We start from the raw sequence: 15803 nt of genomic DNA, 5'->3' as shown, positions 1-15803 counted from the left end.
GGCTCAGGAAAGCTTGGTGCCGACGAGCTTGACGAGGTCGGCGAGGCGGTTCGAGTAGCCCCACTCGTTGTCGTACCAGCCGACGACCTTGACCTGGTTGCCGATGACCTTGGTCAGCGGCGCGTCGTAGATGCAGGACGCCGGGTCGGTGACGATGTCGGCCGAAACGATCGGGTCGTCGCTGTAGCGCAGGATGCCGGCCAGGGGGCCCTCGGCGGCGGCCTTGTACGCGGCGTTGATCTCCTCAAGGGTCGCGCTCTTGGTGAGCGTGACGGTGAGGTCGGTGGCCGAGCCGGTCGGGACCGGGACGCGGACCGCGTAGCCGTCGAGCTTGCCGTTGAGCTCCGGCAGGACCAGGCCGATGGCCTTGGCGGCACCGGTCGAGGTCGGGACCATGCTCAGCGCGGCGGCGCGGGCGCGGCGCAGGTCCTTGTGCGGCGCGTCCTGCAGGTTCTGGTCCTGCGTGTACGCGTGGATCGTGGTCATGAGGCCCTGCTCGATGCCGAAGGCGTCGTTGAGGACCTTGGCCAGCGGGCCGAGGCAGTTGGTGGTGCAGGACGCGTTCGAGATGATGGTCTGCGAACCGTCGTACTTGTCGTCGTTGACACCGAGCACCACGGTCAGGTCCTCACCCTTGGCGGGCGCGGAGATGATGACCTTCTTGGCGCCACCGGCGATGTGCGCCTTGGCGGCGTCGCCGTTGGTGAAGAAACCGGTCGACTCGACGACGACGTCCACGCCCAGGTCGCCCCAGGGCAGGTTGGCCGGGTCGCGCTCGGCGAGGGCCTTGATCGTCTTGCCGTCGACGACGATGCCCTCGTCGCTGACGCTGACCTCGCCCGGGAAGCGGCCGAGGATGGAGTCGTACTTCAGCAGGTGGGCCATGGTGGCGACGTCGCCGAGGTCGTTGAACGCGACCACCTCGATGTCGTGACCGGCGGCCTGCACGGCCCGGAAGAAGTTGCGGCCGATGCGGCCGAAGCCGTTGACACCTACGCGAACCGTCACTGCTGCCACTCCCTTGAGACTCGTCCGGGATCGCCCCGGTAAGACGTCCTTTACTCGGGCGCAACCCTAGCGTGCGTGCTCGGGCGGCCCTCTTTGCCCTGACGAGACTTCCACCACTCGGTGGGTCAGGTCAAGAATCGATTAAGTGCATCGCTACCAGGACGTCTTGGGAAAACTCTCAGCTTCGCTGTGCTAGCCGTCGCTCCAGCGGCGTGCGCATCCGTGGCGTGACTCGCACCTCTCCGAACCACTCGGCCAGGTGGTTCGCTTCCGCCTCGACGGCCCGTTCGACGTCCGCGCCGACGTCCTCCAAGAGATGGTGGACGACCTCGCCGTCCGGGCGCTGCGCCCAGCCGCCGACGATGCGGCCGTCGGCCCAGACGGTGGGCCCGATGTTGCCGGTGCCGTCGAACAGCGGCGCCTTGTGCGGACCGAGGTACCAGTCGCGCTCGATCCACCCCATCGCCGTCGGGTCGAGGGACGGGAGCAGCGCGACCCAGGGCTCGGGCTCCGCGACCGGCTCCAGATCGTCGGCGAGCACCACGCCGGGAACGCCGTCGAGATCGACCTCGACCGGCTGAACCTCCGCGAGCGCCTTCTTCGTCTGGCCGACGGTCCAGCCCGTCCACCAACGGAGGTCCGCGATCGGGGCGGGCCCATAGGCGTAAAGCCACCTTCGGGCGAGCTCGGCCCTTGCGGCGTCGGCGTCCCAGCCGGCAAGGCCCTGCGGCAGCCAGCCCTCCATCGGGGCCCAGTAGTACTGGCTGCTGATCCAGCTGCCACGCGGGCGGCCGCGCACGATGCGGCCGTCGACCGCGAGCTGGAACAGGACCCGGCTGGTGACGTTGGCGATCGCCTCGTACGGCTTTCCCTTCGCCATCAAGAGTTGCTGCTTCAGGCGCGGCTCGTCCTCGGACAGCTGTTGCGCGGTCGCCGAGCCCCTGGCCTTCAGCGCGCTCTCGGTCGCGTCCTCGACCTCCGCCAGCCAGCGCGCCGGCTCGGGCACGTTCTCCGGGTGCCCCTGGGTGCCGAGGTGCTGCTCGAGCAGGCGGCGCTGCTTCTTGGCGATGTCGGCGGAGCACGCGGCCTGCACGAGCGCCGCGTTCTCGTGCCCGAGGACGAAGACCGTGCGGCGCATGCCGAGCAGCCGGATCAGGGTGCGCTCCTCGTAGAGCGCGCTCTCCAGCTCGGCGACGCCGTCGCCCTTCACGCGCGCCCACGCCGACAGGTGCACCGACGCCGGGTCTGTGGCGTGCAGCGCGACGACCGCGTCCGCGGCGGCGAGCACCGACTCGGCGGGCGTGGCGAGGCGATGCCGTGTCGCCAGGCGGGCACGGCGCTGCGCGGTGTCGATCTTGGGGGTCACGGATCGGTTCTATCACCGGCCCCCGACAACTTCTCAGCCTTCCTGGACCCGCTCCAGCTCGAACACCGGGATGACCCGGCTGGTCTTGCTCTGGTACTCGGCGAACTGCGGCATGACGGCCGACTGCCGGGCGTAGACCTCGTCGCGCTCGGAGCCGGTGAGGACCCGCGCGCGGACCGGGAAGGTCTCGGTACCGAGCTCGACCTTCGTGTCCGGGTTGGCCACCAGGTTGTGGAACCACGCCGGATTGTCGTCGGCGCCGCCCTTGCTCGCGAAGATGTAGATCCGGTCGTCCTCGAGAAGCGGGACGAGCGGCGCGATCCGCTCGGTGCCGGACTTCGCCCCGGTGTGGTGGACCAGGACCAGAGGGAAGCCCTCGAACATGCCGCCCGCCTTGCCGCCGGTCTCGCGGAACTCGGCGATCACTTTGCGGTTGATCCCGTCGAAGTCGAAAGTGTCTGTCATGGCCTCGATCGTATGGCGCGCTGAGTGACCGCATCGATGCTCAAGATGAGCATGAACATATCCATCTGTCGCATTACCATCGCTGTCATGGACCTTTTGGCCGAAGCGCTCGCCGTGGGCGGCGTCCGGGGCACCGCCGGAGCGCGGATCGAGGCGTCCGGACCGTGGGGCATCCTCTGGCACGGCATCACCCGGGCCGCCTTCTACGCGGTCACCTGCGGGACGGTCTGGCTGGAACTGGCCGGGCAGCCGCCGCGGCAGCTCATGCCCGGCGACGTCGTCCTGTTGCCGAACGGGCCGGAGCACACTCTGCGCAGCGCCCCGGACGTCGCGATCATTCCCAACCTGTGCACGGCGGCGGAGAAGGCACGGGATTGCGGTGGCGTGCTGCGCCTCGGCGACGGCGACGTCGAGACCCATGTCCTCGGCGCGTCCTACGACTACGACCCCGCGGTGTCCACCCAGGTGCTGGCCACCCTGCCGGAACTGGTGCACATCCGCGCGAACCACGTCGGCGGCGGGCTGGACGACACCGTGCGGCTGCTGTCGCGGGAACTGGCGAGCCCGCAGATCGCGACCGAGTTCGTCCTCAACCGGCTCGTCGACATCCTTCTGGTCCAGTTGCTCCGCGCTTGGCGGACCGAGAAACCGGCCGAGACACGGGGAACCTGGCTCGGCGTCCTCGGCGATCCGCTGATCAGCGTGGCACTGGCCAAGATCCACGAAGCCCCGGCGAAACCCTGGACCACCGACCTGCTCGCGGCGGATCTGGCGACCTCACGCAGCACGCTGACCCGCCGCTTCCGCGAAACCACCGGCCGGACACCCGGCGACTACCTGACCCAGTGGCGGATGGACCTGGCCGCGGTCCGGCTGCGCGACACCGACGACACGGTGGACACCATCGCCCGCTCGGTCGGCTACACGTCGGTGTACGCGTTCAGCCGGGCGTTTCGGCGCGCTCGCGACCAGGCACCCGGGCAGTATCGGACCTCGACCCGGGAAAGCCGCAGGCCGGCCGCGCCCGTCGTGTGAGGCTGTCGACGGTACTTACGGTGGTCAAGTCCGGTCTGTTGTGCCGTGAAGGACCCCTTGAGGGACCCAGAGTCCCCGAAGTTCCCCTCACCAGCTACCGGAACCGGTCGGGTGACCGGAACGACGTCGAGAAGATCCGTGCGCCGCGTCCGCGTGCTGATCGACATCAGATCCGGGCAGCTGGACATGGTCGATCGGCCGCTTCCCCGGCGAAAGCGTCATTGAAGTCCGCGCGGAACCTGTCCAGGTCGATCAGCGAAGCGTTCGCCGAGCCGGTGGCGAACTGATCACGGGTCACGGTGAAGGTCCACCGTGCTCGACCGCGTCATGATCTCGCCGGACCGGTTCCGAAGATCGTGCCACCCGGTGCCACCTCACGCAGTCTCCTCCTCCGGCTCCGGCTCGTCTGACGGCCGCGTGAACAGCCGCGTCGCCGAAAGCCGCGCGACACCGTCCGGCTCGCCGAGTTCGTCGGTCGCGTTCCGGATCGTGGCGTCGACGGACAGGTACTTGCGCCCAGCCCGCAGGTCCGCGTCGTTGCGCAGCCGCACGATCAGCGGGAACTCGCTGAGCGCGCCGGCGTCGAACAGGCCGGTGGTGTAGATCAGCTGGACACCGAGCGCCTCCGCCACCGCGCGCTGCAGTTCCAGCAGGTAGCCCGCCGACGCGCGGCCGATCGGGTTGTCGAGGAACAGCACGCCGGAATGCCGGTTGCGGGCCTTGCCGCGGTTGTTCGCCCGCAGCGCCGCCAGGGTGCAGTACAGGATGATCGCCGCGGTCAGCTGCTGCCCGCCGGAGAACACGTCCCGGATCTCGGAGACACGCTGCCGTTCGGTCCGCAGCACCGAGTCCGGCTTCAGCATGTCGACCCGGAAACCCTTGGGAGCGGCGGCCTGCACGCCGCGCAGCACGAGTGAGAGCCCGTCCCGTTTGACGTCCCGGCCGTCGGAGGTCTTCCCCACCGCCGCCTCGTCGACGACCTCGCCGAGCTTCTCGGCGAGCACGTTCTCTTCGAGTTCGGTGAAGCGGATGCGCAGGAACTCCTGACCCGACCAGTCGCCGAGACCGTCGGGCAGTCGCGAAACCCGTTGCGCCGCACGGAGAGTGCGCAGCGCGCCGTCGACCATGCCCTGCAGGCGGGTGATGATGCCGCCGCGGTGCCGGTCGATCTGCGCGAGATCGTCGGTGAGCGTGCGCAACCGGGGCCGCAGCGCCTCCGCCCATTCCGCGGCGTGGGCGGGCAGCTGGTCGCGGCGGACCGAGATCACCTGCTGCCGCACCGGCGTGCTGAGCTTCTCGAACCGCTTGTCCGTGGCGTACTGCGCCAGCTGGTCGGCCGCGGCCCGCACCCGGCGGTCGCCCGCGTCGGCGGCGTCCTGCGCGTCGGTGAGCGAGCCGTTGAGCCGGGAGTGCTTGGCGCGCGCGGATTCGACGTCGCCGTCGAAGGCCGCCTCTTCATCCGCTGTGTCCGATTTGGACAAGAGGTGCGCCATGGATTCGGCCAGCAAGCCGAAGCCGGACGCGGACGTCTTCGCCGACTCCAGCGTCGCTTCGGCCGCGGCACGGCGCTCCTGCAGTTCCTCCCACTTTCGCGCGGCGGCGGACACTTCGAGACCGGCTTCGTCGATCAGCTCCAGGCCGTGCTCGATGTCCTTCGGCCTCGCATCGAGGGCGAGTGCCGAGGGCTGCTCCGGGAGCTGGCTCAGTTCCGCCTTGCGGGTCGCGACGAGTCCGACGATCTCGGTGCGTTCCTCTTCCAGCACCGCGACCGCCCGGTTCGCCCGCGCCTGCGCCGCGGCCCGCGCCGAAGCGTCGGAACCGTCCGGCGTCTCCAGCAGCGCCGAGGCCCGCTCGCGGACGGCGTCGTCCAGTGCCTCGACGGCCGCCCGCGCGGACGCCTCGACGCTTTCGGCTTGTTCGAGCTCGGCCCGCAGATCGCTGCCGACCTCCACCTTCGCGTACGCCTCGGAAGCCGACGCGAAGGTACGCCGCAACGCGTCCACCGGTTCGGCGGGCACGGGATCGTCTTCGGTGACGTCGCTCGATCCCGGCACCTCGGCCAGTTCCGCCTTCGCGGTGGTCGCCGTGCGCCGGTGCCCGTCGGCCGTGCGCTGTTCCTCACCCGCCTGCTCGCGCAACCGGGAAGCCTTCACCGCGGCTTCGGACGCCGTCGCCTCGGCCCGTTCGGCACTTTCGGTCGCGCGTTCGACGTCGTCCGTCCACTCGGGAATCTTCGCGGCACGCGTGGCGAGCGCCTCCAGCCCGCGAGCGCGCTCCCCCGCCTCGGCCGAATCCGTGCGCAGCTCGGGGATCCGTTCCCGCAGCCCAGCCGCCTTCTCGCCGAGCCGCTGGAACTCCTTTTCGGCCTGCTCCAACGCGGTCCGCGCGGTCTCGTGCGCGGTGCGCGCGTTCTGGAGCTGCTCGGCGAGCGTCGCGATACTGCCGGGCGGGTAATCCTCGCGCCAGGTCTTGAGCTTCCACGACAGTGCGCTGTCGTCGGCCAGCGACGTCGCCAGCGCCTCCAGCCGGCGCTGGCGTTCGGCATGCCGGAGCGCGATGGCCTCGCGCTCGGCGTCGGCGGCTTCCTCGTCGTACATCGCCGGGTTGGGCGGCACGAGGAATTCGATCCCGGCCTCGTCCGGCAGGCGATCGGTCGTGGTGGCCTCGGTCGTGGCGACCGGGATGATCGTGGTGGGCAGCAGACGCCGCTCCGCCAAGACCTTCTCGGCGAGCCGGACCTGTTCCGGTTCGTTGAGCAGGATCCCCGAGACCAGCTGGGGAGCACGGGCCAGCACGGCCGCCCGCCGCTTCTTGTCCAAAGTGGACAGATAGCGCCAGCCGGACCACGCGTTCATCCCGGCGGCTTCCAGCGCGTCCAGCGCGGCCTGGACCTCTTCGGTGGCGGGCAGGAGGCCACCCGAACCGAGCGCGTTCAGCGCGCGCTCGTCGACGGACTCCTCCATCCGCAACGCGGTCTGTTCCTTCTCCGCGGCTGAACCCGCCTCGCGAAGACGCTCCAGCAACACCGGAAGGTCCGTCTCCAGCGCGACGTCGTCCGCGCCGAGGAGTTCGCTCAGCCGGGGTTCGACGGCGAGCGCGTCGGTGCGCCGGTTGGCCCGGTCGAGTTCGTCGGCCGCACGTTCCAGCCTGTCCTTTGTGGACCCCGCGAGCCGGTGCGCGTCGTTGACGGTGGCCTGCGCGGACCGCAGGTCCTCGGCGACGCGTTCGAGTTCCTGTTCACGGCGGACGAGCTCCGCGGCGATCGTCTCGGCCTCGGTCCTGGCCGCACGCGCCGCTTCGGCGACGTCGGCCCCGGCCTTGAGCGCGCCGGACCGGACGGTTTCCGCGATCTCCTCACGGATTTCGGCGATCCGCGCACCCAGCCCGCGGGCCTCCGCCCGGCGCGAGGCCGCGAGGTTCGCCGACTCGTCGCGTTCCGCCTGGGCCTTCTCCGCCTCGGCTCGCAGGGCGCCGACATGGGCTTCGGCCTTCGCCGCCTGCTCGGTGGCGTTCCTGGCCAGCCCCAGCAGGCCCCTCGCGAGCGCGACGGCGGCGGCGTTGCGCGCCTGCAGCGCGGGCTGCGCCTTCTGCTCGCGATTCCCCACCAGCTCCCGGAAATCGCGGGCCTTGCGGGCGGCGTTGAGATGGTTGAGCACGGTGGCGCATTCACGCCAGGCCTCGGCGGCGGTCTTGGCCTCGGCCAGTTCGCCGTCGATCCGCTTCTTGCTCTCCTGCGCCTCGTCGAGCCGCAGTTTCCCCACCAGGCGGCGGAGTTCGGTGACCCCGGCGGTGAGACGGCGGTGGTCTCCCTCGGCCAGTTTCTCCGCGGACTTCACTTCGTCGACATGCTGTTCGAGCCCGCTCAGCCGCTCGTTCTCCAGCTTGTCGCGAGCGGCGACCTGACCGGCCAGCGTCCTCATCTCGGCGCGGGCCGCGTCGGCGAGCTTCCGTGACGCGGCGGCGACGCCTTCCTCCTCCGCCAGCGGCGTGAGCAGATCGAGCGCGCCCGCGACGAAATCCCGCTCCGACAACAGGTCCCCGCGCTGGGCGAGGTTGTGCGCGTAGGTCGCGACGACCTCGGCGAGATCCTTCGGCTCCTCCTCCGAAAGCACCGCGCGCAGCAGGAATTCGACGAACGCCTCGTCGGTGCTGAAGGCGAAAGCGTCCGCCGCCTCGCCCTCGCCGGCGTTCATCGCGCGCTGGTACCGGAAAAGCTCGGTGTCGAGGCCGAGGCCGTCGAGCCGGGACGTCCATTCGTGGTGACGCCGGGTCCAGAACAGCTCGAGTTCCGGCTCGCCGCCGTGCACCTTGTCGAGCTGGTCGTGGAAGCCGGACATCGTCAGCAGCCTGCCGTCCGACGTCAGGGGCAGCGAGTCCAGATCGAGCGAGGGCGTCGGCCGGAAGCAGTACCAGGAATCGACGAGGTTCTCCGAATCCGCCGACACCACGTGCCCGCGCCATTCCGACACCTTGCCGGTGATCACCCGGTGGCCGGTCTCGACCTGCAGCCACTCCAGCACGACGTGCGAGACGTCCTTGGCGGCGACGAATTTCTCGAGCACCTTGGTGTTCGTCGTGCCGACGACCTGCCGGCGGCCGGGCAGCATGACCGAGAAGATCAGCTTGATCAGGACGGACTTACCGCCACCGTTCTCCAGGAACAGCACGCTCGCCGGCGACGGGCGCCGCGGCGGCCCCTCGCCTGCCAGGTGGATCCCGGCGCTGAACAGCGCGTCCTGTTTGGGGGCGGTGATGGCCGCGCCGACGCCGCTGAAGTCCAGCACGACGTCCTGGTACCGCGCGCCCGCCGGACCCACCGAGTGCAGGCGAACCCGCGAAAGCTCGTACATCTCGTCCCTCCCCTATCCGAGAACCCGCGTCCGCGATCGCGTCGCCAGGGCGCTGGTTCCCGATGCCGCCCACGTTGTGCCTCCCGGCGCCCTGCCGCCGCGATAGCGGGGGCTCCTGCCCGGGCGGGTTCGCATGGGCTGATTTCCGCTCATCACCACTGCTCCGCTCACCAGCCGGTCTAGAGCGTGTCCGACGCGGCCGCGCGCAACGTCCCGCCGCCGTTGGCCACTGACACCACGTTCAGCTCGAGCAGATCGTCGAAGGCCGCGTCGGCGGCGAGTTCGCGCACCTGCACCTGGTAGCGCGGTGTCGTCCGGTAGGTCCCGCCCTGTTCTCCGCTGACCTGGACGAGAAAGCCTTGATCGGACAGGAAACGCAGTGCCCGCGCGACCATGCCGCGGGTGGTGTCCGACGACAGCCTGCCGTCCTTGGTCGCGGCGGCCGCCGGACGCCGGGCGTAGGCCCGCCAGGCCTGTTCGAGTTCGGGCGCGTCGGCCAGCGGGTCGTTGTTCGCCTCGGCCTGGGCCGCGCGCTCGTCGAGGATCCGGCAGGCCTCGCGCACCATCGCGTCCACCTGCTCGACACTGACGCGGCCGATGTAGGTGTCGTTGGCGAGATCGTCCGGACGGGGGTACCCGAGCGCGGCGGTGGCCAGGTGGACGAGCCCGTGCAGGACCTTCTCGGTCTCACGGCGTTCGCGGATCTTGCTCTGCCGCGCGTAGCTGTCCATCTTGATCTCGAAGACGGACTCGTCGGTCGCCGCCAGCACGGCACCGGCCTGGAGGTTGACCTCCAGCACCATCAGCCCGAGCCCGGCCGCGACCGCGTGCGTGAGCTGTTTGAACGCCCTGTCCTCGCCGTAGCGCCGGACGAGGTCGCCGTACACGACGTCCCGCGACGGCAGCTGCTTCGGGCGCATGCCGAACGAGACCAGCCTGGCCGCGGATTCGACGTCCCCGGTTGTCGTCACGCGACCTCCTCCTCTTCTTCTTGGCGATCCACCTGGGCCGACGAAAGCAGCAGATCCGCTCCGCCGAACTCGGGGTCTTCGAGCAGCGTGCCGTCGTCGACGGCCAGCAGCACCTGACGCTCCCCCAGCCGGAGCGCCGCGCCGACCTCGGGACTGTAGGCGTGCACCGCCCGCAGGGCGACCAGGGCCGGCAGCCCGGGGTCGATCCGGCGAGCCTCTTCGAGCAGCCCGGACAGCCGTCGCGGCACCTCCGGCAGGTCGAGCAGGTCGTCGGCCAGGCGCCACTGCTCGTCGCCGAACTTGTCGGTGACGTCGGCGGGCATCAATTCGGGCTCGGGGATCTCACCGACGAGCTGGTCGCGTTCCGGGGCCGGCCGCAGCAGCAGCGACACCAGCGAGGACAGCGACGGCACGGTCGGCGGGGAGATCCCGGCGCCGGCGTGGAAGAACGACTCGGCGGGTGCGACGGCTTGGGCGATCGGCAGGCCCAGCGTCGGCATCAGGAGCTGGCCGAACAGGTCGATCGTGGCGCGCTGCGGCGGCCCGGAGAACTGCTGGCGGTCTTGTTCGGCGCGGAACACCGCGCCGGCGTCGGCCAGCCGGGATTGGAGCCGGGTGTGGCGGCGGATGCAGTCGCCGACGATGTCGACGAGTTCGGCGGCGCGGCGTTTGCGGTCGAGGTCCTCGGTCTCGTCCCTCGACGCGGTGATGTTCTTGAGGATCGCGTTTTCGGCGCGGAACCGGGACTCGATATGGGACAGCGCCTGATCCAGCAGATCCGGGACCTCGCGCTCCCAGTCGACCGCGCGCACGTCACGGCGGGTGGCGTCGAGTTTGGCGCGCAACGTCTCGCCGTACTGGACGGTCCGGTAGCGGGCCTGTTCGGCGGCGAGTTTCGCGTCGGCGAGGCGGCCGCGGTTGATCAGATTCTCCAGTTTGACTTCGGCCGCGATCTGCGCGGACTCGACGTCGGTGTCCAGCGCGCCGACGAGCACGTTGATCGCCTCGTCGGTGGCGCGCAGGTAGACCTCGCCGTCGGGCGCGGCCAGCTCGACGAGCAGCTTGAAGTCGAACTGGCGGCGCTGGTAGCCGCCGCCGGGGCCGATGGAACCGTAGACGCGGCGGAACCCGCGATCGGTGGTGCCGACGTTGATCAGATTGTCGAGCACCCACCGGGCGACCTTGGCGTGCTCGTCCGGCGTCCGGCCGGGTGCCTGGAGCGCGACGAACGGCAGCAGCCGCGCGATCACCTGGTCGTGGTCGGCGCCGGTGTCGAAGTCCATCGACACGGTGACCTGGTCGATCGTGTGCAGGGCGATCTCGGCCATCTGGTAGATCGTGGCGTCCGCCCAGTCCAGCTTCGACTTGCGCGCGTCGAGGTCGTGCAAGGGCGCTGTGCAGGCCAGCGCCTTGAGGCGGCGGGTCAGCCCCTCGTCGGCCAGCCCCATCCCGGTCAGCTCGTCGTCTCGCACAGCAGGCCAGGCTAGTCGCCGCCCCCGACACCCCGCACGGGTGACCGGGGTGGAGCTCAGGTGTGGACGTAGGACTGGATCAGGATCGAGGGTTCGGCGCCGCCTCGGTGCTGCAGGATCGTCCGGTCTCCGCCCGAGCAGTCACGTCCGGCGTAGCCCCAGTGCCGCTCCGCGCTGCGGTTCACCATCGACCTCGCCGGGAACGGCAAGGCGACGCACTGACGTCCGTCACCTGCCCAATCGGGCGGTAGTTGCACCTTGGCCCCGCCGTAACCGGGTTCGGGCCAGAAGCAGAGGAAACCTTCCACGCACTCCGGGACGACCGTGGCCGCCGGAGCCGAGCCGGAATGATCCGAGGACAGCACGAGCACGACGGAAGCGGCGGCGAGCCCGGCCGCCACCGTCGAACCCACCCGGATCACGCGTCTTCGCCACGGCTTGGCGGGCGAACTCGTCTTCACCTCGCCCCGGATCCGGTCGAAGCGCTCGAACAATTCGGGCTTCCCGCAACCGTGCAGATAACAGCGCAACTGCCCGGCGGTCGGCAGCAAGCCGTTCTCGATGTTGGACACCCGCTGCCGGGTCAGCGCGTCCTGGCCGAGCAAGGATCGTTTGGCGACGCATTCCTGAGTGAGTCTTCCGCGCACCTCTCGCAGTTGCGCGCCGAAGTCCTTCGCAGTGGACATGGTCCACCCCCTCCCCATCGCCATTGTGTCGCACCCGGTCACGGTGTCGCGGGACGAACCGCGACATCCCGCGACAACGTTTTCCCTGGTCAGCGCCGCGCGAAGCTGCTGTCGTGGACGTGTCGGACAACCGATCAGGGAGGAATTCACCATGAAACGTTCACTCGTTCCGGTGGCCGCGGCCGCCGCCTTGCTCATCTCGGGCGTGGCCTGCACGCCGGCTTCGGCGTCGGAAGAGGGCAACTGCACCCCGGTCGTGCACTGGTGCGGCGGAGTCTTCAACGACACGCCGCGCGTCGTCACGGTGGCCGGAAACTTCGACGGCCGGAACTTCACCGATCCCCTGCCGCTCAGCGCCGGCGGGCGCACGGGACCGAACCGGGACATCGACGGCGTGCGGATCCCGGTCGGCTGCACCGCGCATCTGCGCACGATCGTCAACCGGTGGGGCGGCGAGGACTACGACGGCGGCGCGGCGTACGCGTCGGGCACCTGGCACCGCATCCACGACGACGAGGTCGTCAAGATCACCCGGCTCGCCTGCCGGTAACCGGGGCGGGGGTGCTGCCCGGCGACCGGGGGTCCGGGCAGCACCACCCCCGGGTGACCGGGGCTGCTCACCGCGGGGCGCCCCGGTAGCGTCGGGATCATGCGTGAAATGAACCGGGACGAATGGTGGGCCTTCGCGAGCGAGGGCACGCGGACGGGAATGCTCGGCCTGGTCCGCGCCAATGGGGCGGCGATCGTGACGCCGGTGTGGTTCCTGCTGAACGAGGGCCCCGACGGCGACGAGCTGATCTTCACCACCGGCACGGACACGCTCAAGGGCAAGGCACTGCGGCGCGACCCACGGCTTTCCCTGGCCGTCGACGACCAGAAGCCGCCGTACTCGTATGTGCAGTTCACCGCCGAAGCCGTGCTGCACAACGACTACGACGAGATGCTCGAATGGGCGACCAGGCTCGGTGGCCGGTACATGGGCGAGAACAAGGCCGAGGCCTACGGCAAACGCAACGCCGTGCCGGAGGAGTCCTTGGTACGAGCCAAAATCGTTAAGGTGATCGCGCGGGCGGACATCGCCGGCTGACTCTTCCCCCTGAAACGCATTTAGTCCTCTGGATGCGGTCCTTGCACACGCAAGTACCGCATCCAGAGGACTAAATGCGTTTCAGGGGCGTGACACTCCGTGTTGATGTTGGTCAAGTATTGACACGAAGCACCCACTGGTGTGTGATCTGAACCATAGATAGGAAAGTTTCCTAACTAAAACTCCACTTCCCCGCCGGGCCCCGCCCGGTCCGCCGTTGTACCTCCCGACCCCCCGACTTCACGCATGGAGGCTCCAGTGGCACCCCGACCACCGTGGCGCGCGCTGCTCACGTGTGCCGCCGCGACGGCGATGACCCTCGCCGTCCTGCCGGCCCTTCCCGCCGGCGCGGCACCGACCGACCTCGAATCCGAAGCCGCGACGATCTCCCAGGGCGCCGTCGAAAAGAACCACGCGGGCTATTCCGGCACCGGGTTCGTGAACTTCGACAACGTCGTCGGAAGCTATGTCGAGTACACGGTGAACGCCGCGCAGGCCGGAACCCAGACGCTGACCTTCCGCTATGCCAACGGAACCACGATCGACCGGCCGGTTTCCCTCAGCGTCAACGGAACCGCGGCCGGGACGCTGTCGTTCCCCGGCACCGGCGCGTGGACCACCTGGAAGACCGTGACGAAGGACGTCGCGCTGGCCGCCGGGGCCAACAAGATCCGCACCACCGCGACCACCGAGAACGGCGGCCCCAACGCGGACAAGCTCACCGTGAGCGGAGCGGCCGACGCCGAGGCGCCGACCCCGCCGAAGAACCTGGCCGCCAAGGACATCAAGGCCCGCAGCGCCACGTTCACCTGGGAGGCCGCGACCGACAACGTCGGCGTGGTCCGCTACGACGTGATGCGCGGCGGCAACGTCCTCAAGAGCGTCGACGGGAACACGCTCACCACGACCGTCGACAACCTGCAGCCGAACACGGCCTACGACATCTCGGTCGGCGCCTTCGACGCGGCCGAAAACCCTTCGCAGCAAAGCAATGTCATCCAGTTCACCACGCCGTCCAGCGGCGACACCACACCGCCGACGGTGCCGGGGAACCTGCGCTCGACGTCGGTGACCGCGAACAGCGTCTCCCTGGCATGGAACGCTTCCACGGACGACAGCGGCACCATCGCCGGTTACGACGTGTACCAGGGCACCACGAAGGTCGCGACAACGCCTTCGCTCGAAGCCACCGTCACCGGGCTGACGGCGAACACGTCGTACACGTTCACGGTGAAGGCACGTGACCTCGACGGCAACGCTTCGGCCGCCAGCACCGCGTTGACCGCGAAGACGAGCGGCGCCGCGGGTGGCGGGATTCCCGAGTACGACAAGGACATCACGAAGGCAGACCTCGCCTGGTCCGTCGACTTCCTGCCGGACGGCACGGCGCTGGCGACCGAACGGGACCGGTTCGAGATCCTGCGGATCACGCCGTCGGGCGAGAAGACCACGGTCGGCAAGGTCCCCGGCGCGGTCGGCACCAACGGCGAGGGCGGCCTGCTCGGCATCGCGATCTCGCCGAACTACGCCACCGATCACGCGATCTACCTGTACCACACGGCATCCGGGGACAACCGGATCGTGAAGATGACCTACGACAACGGAAAGCTGTCGTCGACCTCGACTCCGGTGCTCACCGGGATCGCCAAGAACCGTTACCACAACGGGGGAAGGCTGCGCTTCGGCCCGGACGGCAAGCTCTACGCCACCGTCGGCGACGGACAGAACAAGGACACCGCGCAGAACAAGGGCGCACTCAACGGGAAGATCCTGCGGGTCAACCCCGACGGTTCGGCGCCGAGCGACAACCCGTTCTTCTCGACCGGCGGCAACGCCCGCTACGTCTGGAGCTTCGGGCACCGCAACCCGCAGGGCCTGGCCTGGGATTCCCGCGGCCAGCTGTGGGCTTCGGAGTTCGGCGACGGCAAGCTCGACGAGCTCAACCTGATCCAGAAGGGCGGCAACTTCGGCTGGCCCCAGTGCGAAGGCACCGAGGGCTCCTGCGGTGGCACGGTCGCGCCGAAGAAGACCTGGCCGACCAGCTCCGGCGGGCCGAGCGGGATCGAGATCGTCAACGACTGGATCTATGTCGCGGCCGTCACCAGCGAGCAGCTTTTCGCCACCCAGATCAACGCGGCGGGCAACGGCGTCGGCTCGGTGCAGTCGCTGTTCTCCGGCCGCTGGGGCAGGCTGCGCTCGGTCACCAAGACGCCGGACGGCGGGCTGTGGGTCACCTCGACCAACGCGGACAAGAACGGCGGCACCCCGAGCGGGATCGACAACGTGGTGGTACGGCTGAAGTTCCCCGGTTCTTCGCAGGGAGCGTTCAAGCTGACCAGTTCCGCGTTCGCCGACAACGCGTCGATCCCGGACAAGTTCACCTGCGCCGGTGACGGTACCGCGGGCCAGGACACCTCGCCGCCGCTGGCGTGGAGCGCCGGGACCACCGGCGCCAAGGGATACGCGATCGTCTTCGCCGACGTGGCCAACAACGGCAACAAACTGCACTGGGCGATCTGGGACATCCCGGCCTCCTCGGGGGTCACAGTGTCACTGCCCGAAGGCCTTGGCTCGGGCTTCACGGTCCCGAACCAGAACGGCGCCAAGCAGAAGGCCATGGGCAGCGGGGCGAACTCGCAGAAGTACTTCGGTCCCTGCCCCGGCGGCTCCAGCCACCCGTACACCTTCACGCTCTACGCGCTGAAGTCGGCGACGGTGCCGGGCTTGTCCTCGTCCTCGACGATGGCGCAGATCGAGACGGCGATCAAGAACGCCTCGACGGCCAACGTCAAACTGCGCGGCAAATCTAGCGCCGCGTCCTGAGTCGCGGTCGGGGTGTCCGGAGCGGCGCCGGGCACCCCGA

12 protein-coding genes are annotated in these 15803 nt (G+C 69.5%); 4 read left to right on the top strand and 8 right to left on the bottom strand.

The window, feature by feature from the left end; all coding sequences use genetic code 11:
- Positions 1-3: 3 nt before the first annotated feature.
- The 3 genes from gap to ACIRGA_RS20765 all read right to left on the bottom strand — a co-directional run bounded on the left by gap (position 4) and on the right by ACIRGA_RS20765 (position 2839).
- Positions 4-1008 (bottom strand): type I glyceraldehyde-3-phosphate dehydrogenase, encoded by a 1005-nt coding sequence (gap, locus tag ACIRGA_RS20775; RefSeq protein WP_038515534.1) that lies wholly within the window; start codon positions 1006-1008, stop codon positions 4-6.
- Positions 1009-1186: 178 nt separating this feature from the next.
- Positions 1187-2374 carry a winged helix DNA-binding domain-containing protein gene (locus ACIRGA_RS20770; RefSeq protein ID WP_400943163.1) on the bottom strand — a complete coding sequence of 396 codons (1188 nt, stop codon included), beginning with the start codon at positions 2372-2374 and terminating at the stop codon, positions 1187-1189.
- Positions 2375-2407: 33 nt separating this feature from the next.
- Positions 2408-2839 (bottom strand): nitroreductase family deazaflavin-dependent oxidoreductase, encoded by a 432-nt coding sequence (locus ACIRGA_RS20765; RefSeq protein ID WP_400943161.1) that lies wholly within the window; start codon positions 2837-2839, stop codon positions 2408-2410.
- A gap of 87 nt (positions 2840-2926) precedes the next feature.
- Between ACIRGA_RS20765 and ACIRGA_RS20760 the strand changes: the two genes are divergently transcribed.
- On the top strand, positions 2927-3874 hold the full coding sequence (locus ACIRGA_RS20760) for an AraC family transcriptional regulator (RefSeq protein WP_400943159.1): 948 nt from the start codon (positions 2927-2929) through the stop codon (positions 3872-3874).
- 166 nt (positions 3875-4040) lie between these two features.
- On the opposite strand, the gene ACIRGA_RS20755 is transcribed toward ACIRGA_RS20760, so the two are convergent.
- The 5 genes from ACIRGA_RS20755 to ACIRGA_RS20735 all read right to left on the bottom strand — a co-directional run bounded on the left by ACIRGA_RS20755 (position 4041) and on the right by ACIRGA_RS20735 (position 11853).
- Positions 4041-4172, bottom strand: coding sequence for a hypothetical protein (locus tag ACIRGA_RS20755; RefSeq protein WP_400943158.1), 132 nt, complete (start codon positions 4170-4172; stop codon positions 4041-4043).
- Between the two features lie 76 nt (positions 4173-4248).
- Positions 4249-8724 carry a hypothetical protein gene (locus ACIRGA_RS20750; RefSeq protein WP_400943156.1) on the bottom strand — a complete coding sequence of 1492 codons (4476 nt, stop codon included), beginning with the start codon at positions 8722-8724 and terminating at the stop codon, positions 4249-4251.
- A 179-nt stretch (positions 8725-8903) separates the two neighbouring features.
- On the bottom strand, positions 8904-9644 hold the full coding sequence (locus ACIRGA_RS20745) for a hypothetical protein (protein ID WP_400943240.1): 741 nt from the start codon (positions 9642-9644) through the stop codon (positions 8904-8906).
- A gap of 47 nt (positions 9645-9691) precedes the next feature.
- The gene (locus ACIRGA_RS20740) at positions 9692-11143 is read right to left on the bottom strand and encodes a hypothetical protein (protein ID WP_400943238.1); all 1452 of its coding nucleotides are present in this window, start codon (positions 11141-11143) and stop codon (positions 9692-9694) included.
- An 80-nt stretch (positions 11144-11223) separates the two neighbouring features.
- A complete protein-coding gene (locus ACIRGA_RS20735; protein WP_400943155.1) occupies positions 11224-11853 on the bottom strand; it encodes a peptidase inhibitor family I36 protein in 630 nt (209 codons plus the stop codon).
- Between the two features lie 151 nt (positions 11854-12004).
- Here ACIRGA_RS20735 and ACIRGA_RS20730 point away from each other — a divergent pair, with 151 nt between their 5' ends.
- The 3 genes from ACIRGA_RS20730 to ACIRGA_RS20720 all read left to right on the top strand — a co-directional run bounded on the left by ACIRGA_RS20730 (position 12005) and on the right by ACIRGA_RS20720 (position 15763).
- The gene (locus tag ACIRGA_RS20730) at positions 12005-12403 is read left to right on the top strand and encodes a hypothetical protein (RefSeq protein WP_400943153.1); all 399 of its coding nucleotides are present in this window, start codon (positions 12005-12007) and stop codon (positions 12401-12403) included.
- Between the two features lie 99 nt (positions 12404-12502).
- On the top strand, positions 12503-12940 hold the full coding sequence (locus tag ACIRGA_RS20725) for a PPOX class F420-dependent oxidoreductase (protein WP_400943151.1): 438 nt from the start codon (positions 12503-12505) through the stop codon (positions 12938-12940).
- A 312-nt stretch (positions 12941-13252) separates the two neighbouring features.
- Positions 13253-15763, top strand: coding sequence for a PQQ-dependent sugar dehydrogenase (locus tag ACIRGA_RS20720; protein WP_400943236.1), 2511 nt, complete (start codon positions 13253-13255; stop codon positions 15761-15763).
- Positions 15764-15803: the final 40 nt, after the last annotated feature.

Origin of the sequence: Amycolatopsis sp. NPDC102389, assembly GCF_044765885.1 — a bacterium.
Taxonomy (GTDB): Bacteria; Actinomycetota; Actinomycetes; order Mycobacteriales; family Pseudonocardiaceae; genus Amycolatopsis.
This window is presented reverse-complemented; position numbering and strand designations above follow the sequence as displayed.

What these genes read in the sequence shown, in the direction of transcription:
- ACIRGA_RS20730 (WP_400943153.1), top strand. Translation starts at nt 12,005, where the DNA reads ATGAAACGTTCACTCGTTCCGGTGGCCGCGGCCGCCGCCTTGCTCATC.
- ACIRGA_RS20735 (WP_400943155.1), bottom strand. Translation starts at nt 11,853, where the DNA reads ATGTCCACTGCGAAGGACTTCGGCGCGCAACTGCGAGAGGTGCGCGGA.
- ACIRGA_RS20760 (WP_400943159.1), top strand. Translation starts at nt 2,927, where the DNA reads ATGGACCTTTTGGCCGAAGCGCTCGCCGTGGGCGGCGTCCGGGGCACC.
- ACIRGA_RS20725 (WP_400943151.1), top strand. Translation starts at nt 12,503, where the DNA reads ATGCGTGAAATGAACCGGGACGAATGGTGGGCCTTCGCGAGCGAGGGC.
- ACIRGA_RS20765 (WP_400943161.1), bottom strand. Translation starts at nt 2,839, where the DNA reads ATGACAGACACTTTCGACTTCGACGGGATCAACCGCAAAGTGATCGCC.
- ACIRGA_RS20750 (WP_400943156.1), bottom strand. Translation starts at nt 8,724, where the DNA reads ATGTACGAGCTTTCGCGGGTTCGCCTGCACTCGGTGGGTCCGGCGGGC.
- ACIRGA_RS20720 (WP_400943236.1), top strand. Translation starts at nt 13,253, where the DNA reads ATGACCCTCGCCGTCCTGCCGGCCCTTCCCGCCGGCGCGGCACCGACC.
- ACIRGA_RS20745 (WP_400943240.1), bottom strand. Translation starts at nt 9,644, where the DNA reads ATGCGCCCGAAGCAGCTGCCGTCGCGGGACGTCGTGTACGGCGACCTC.
- ACIRGA_RS20740 (WP_400943238.1), bottom strand. Translation starts at nt 11,143, where the DNA reads ATGGGGCTGGCCGACGAGGGGCTGACCCGCCGCCTCAAGGCGCTGGCC.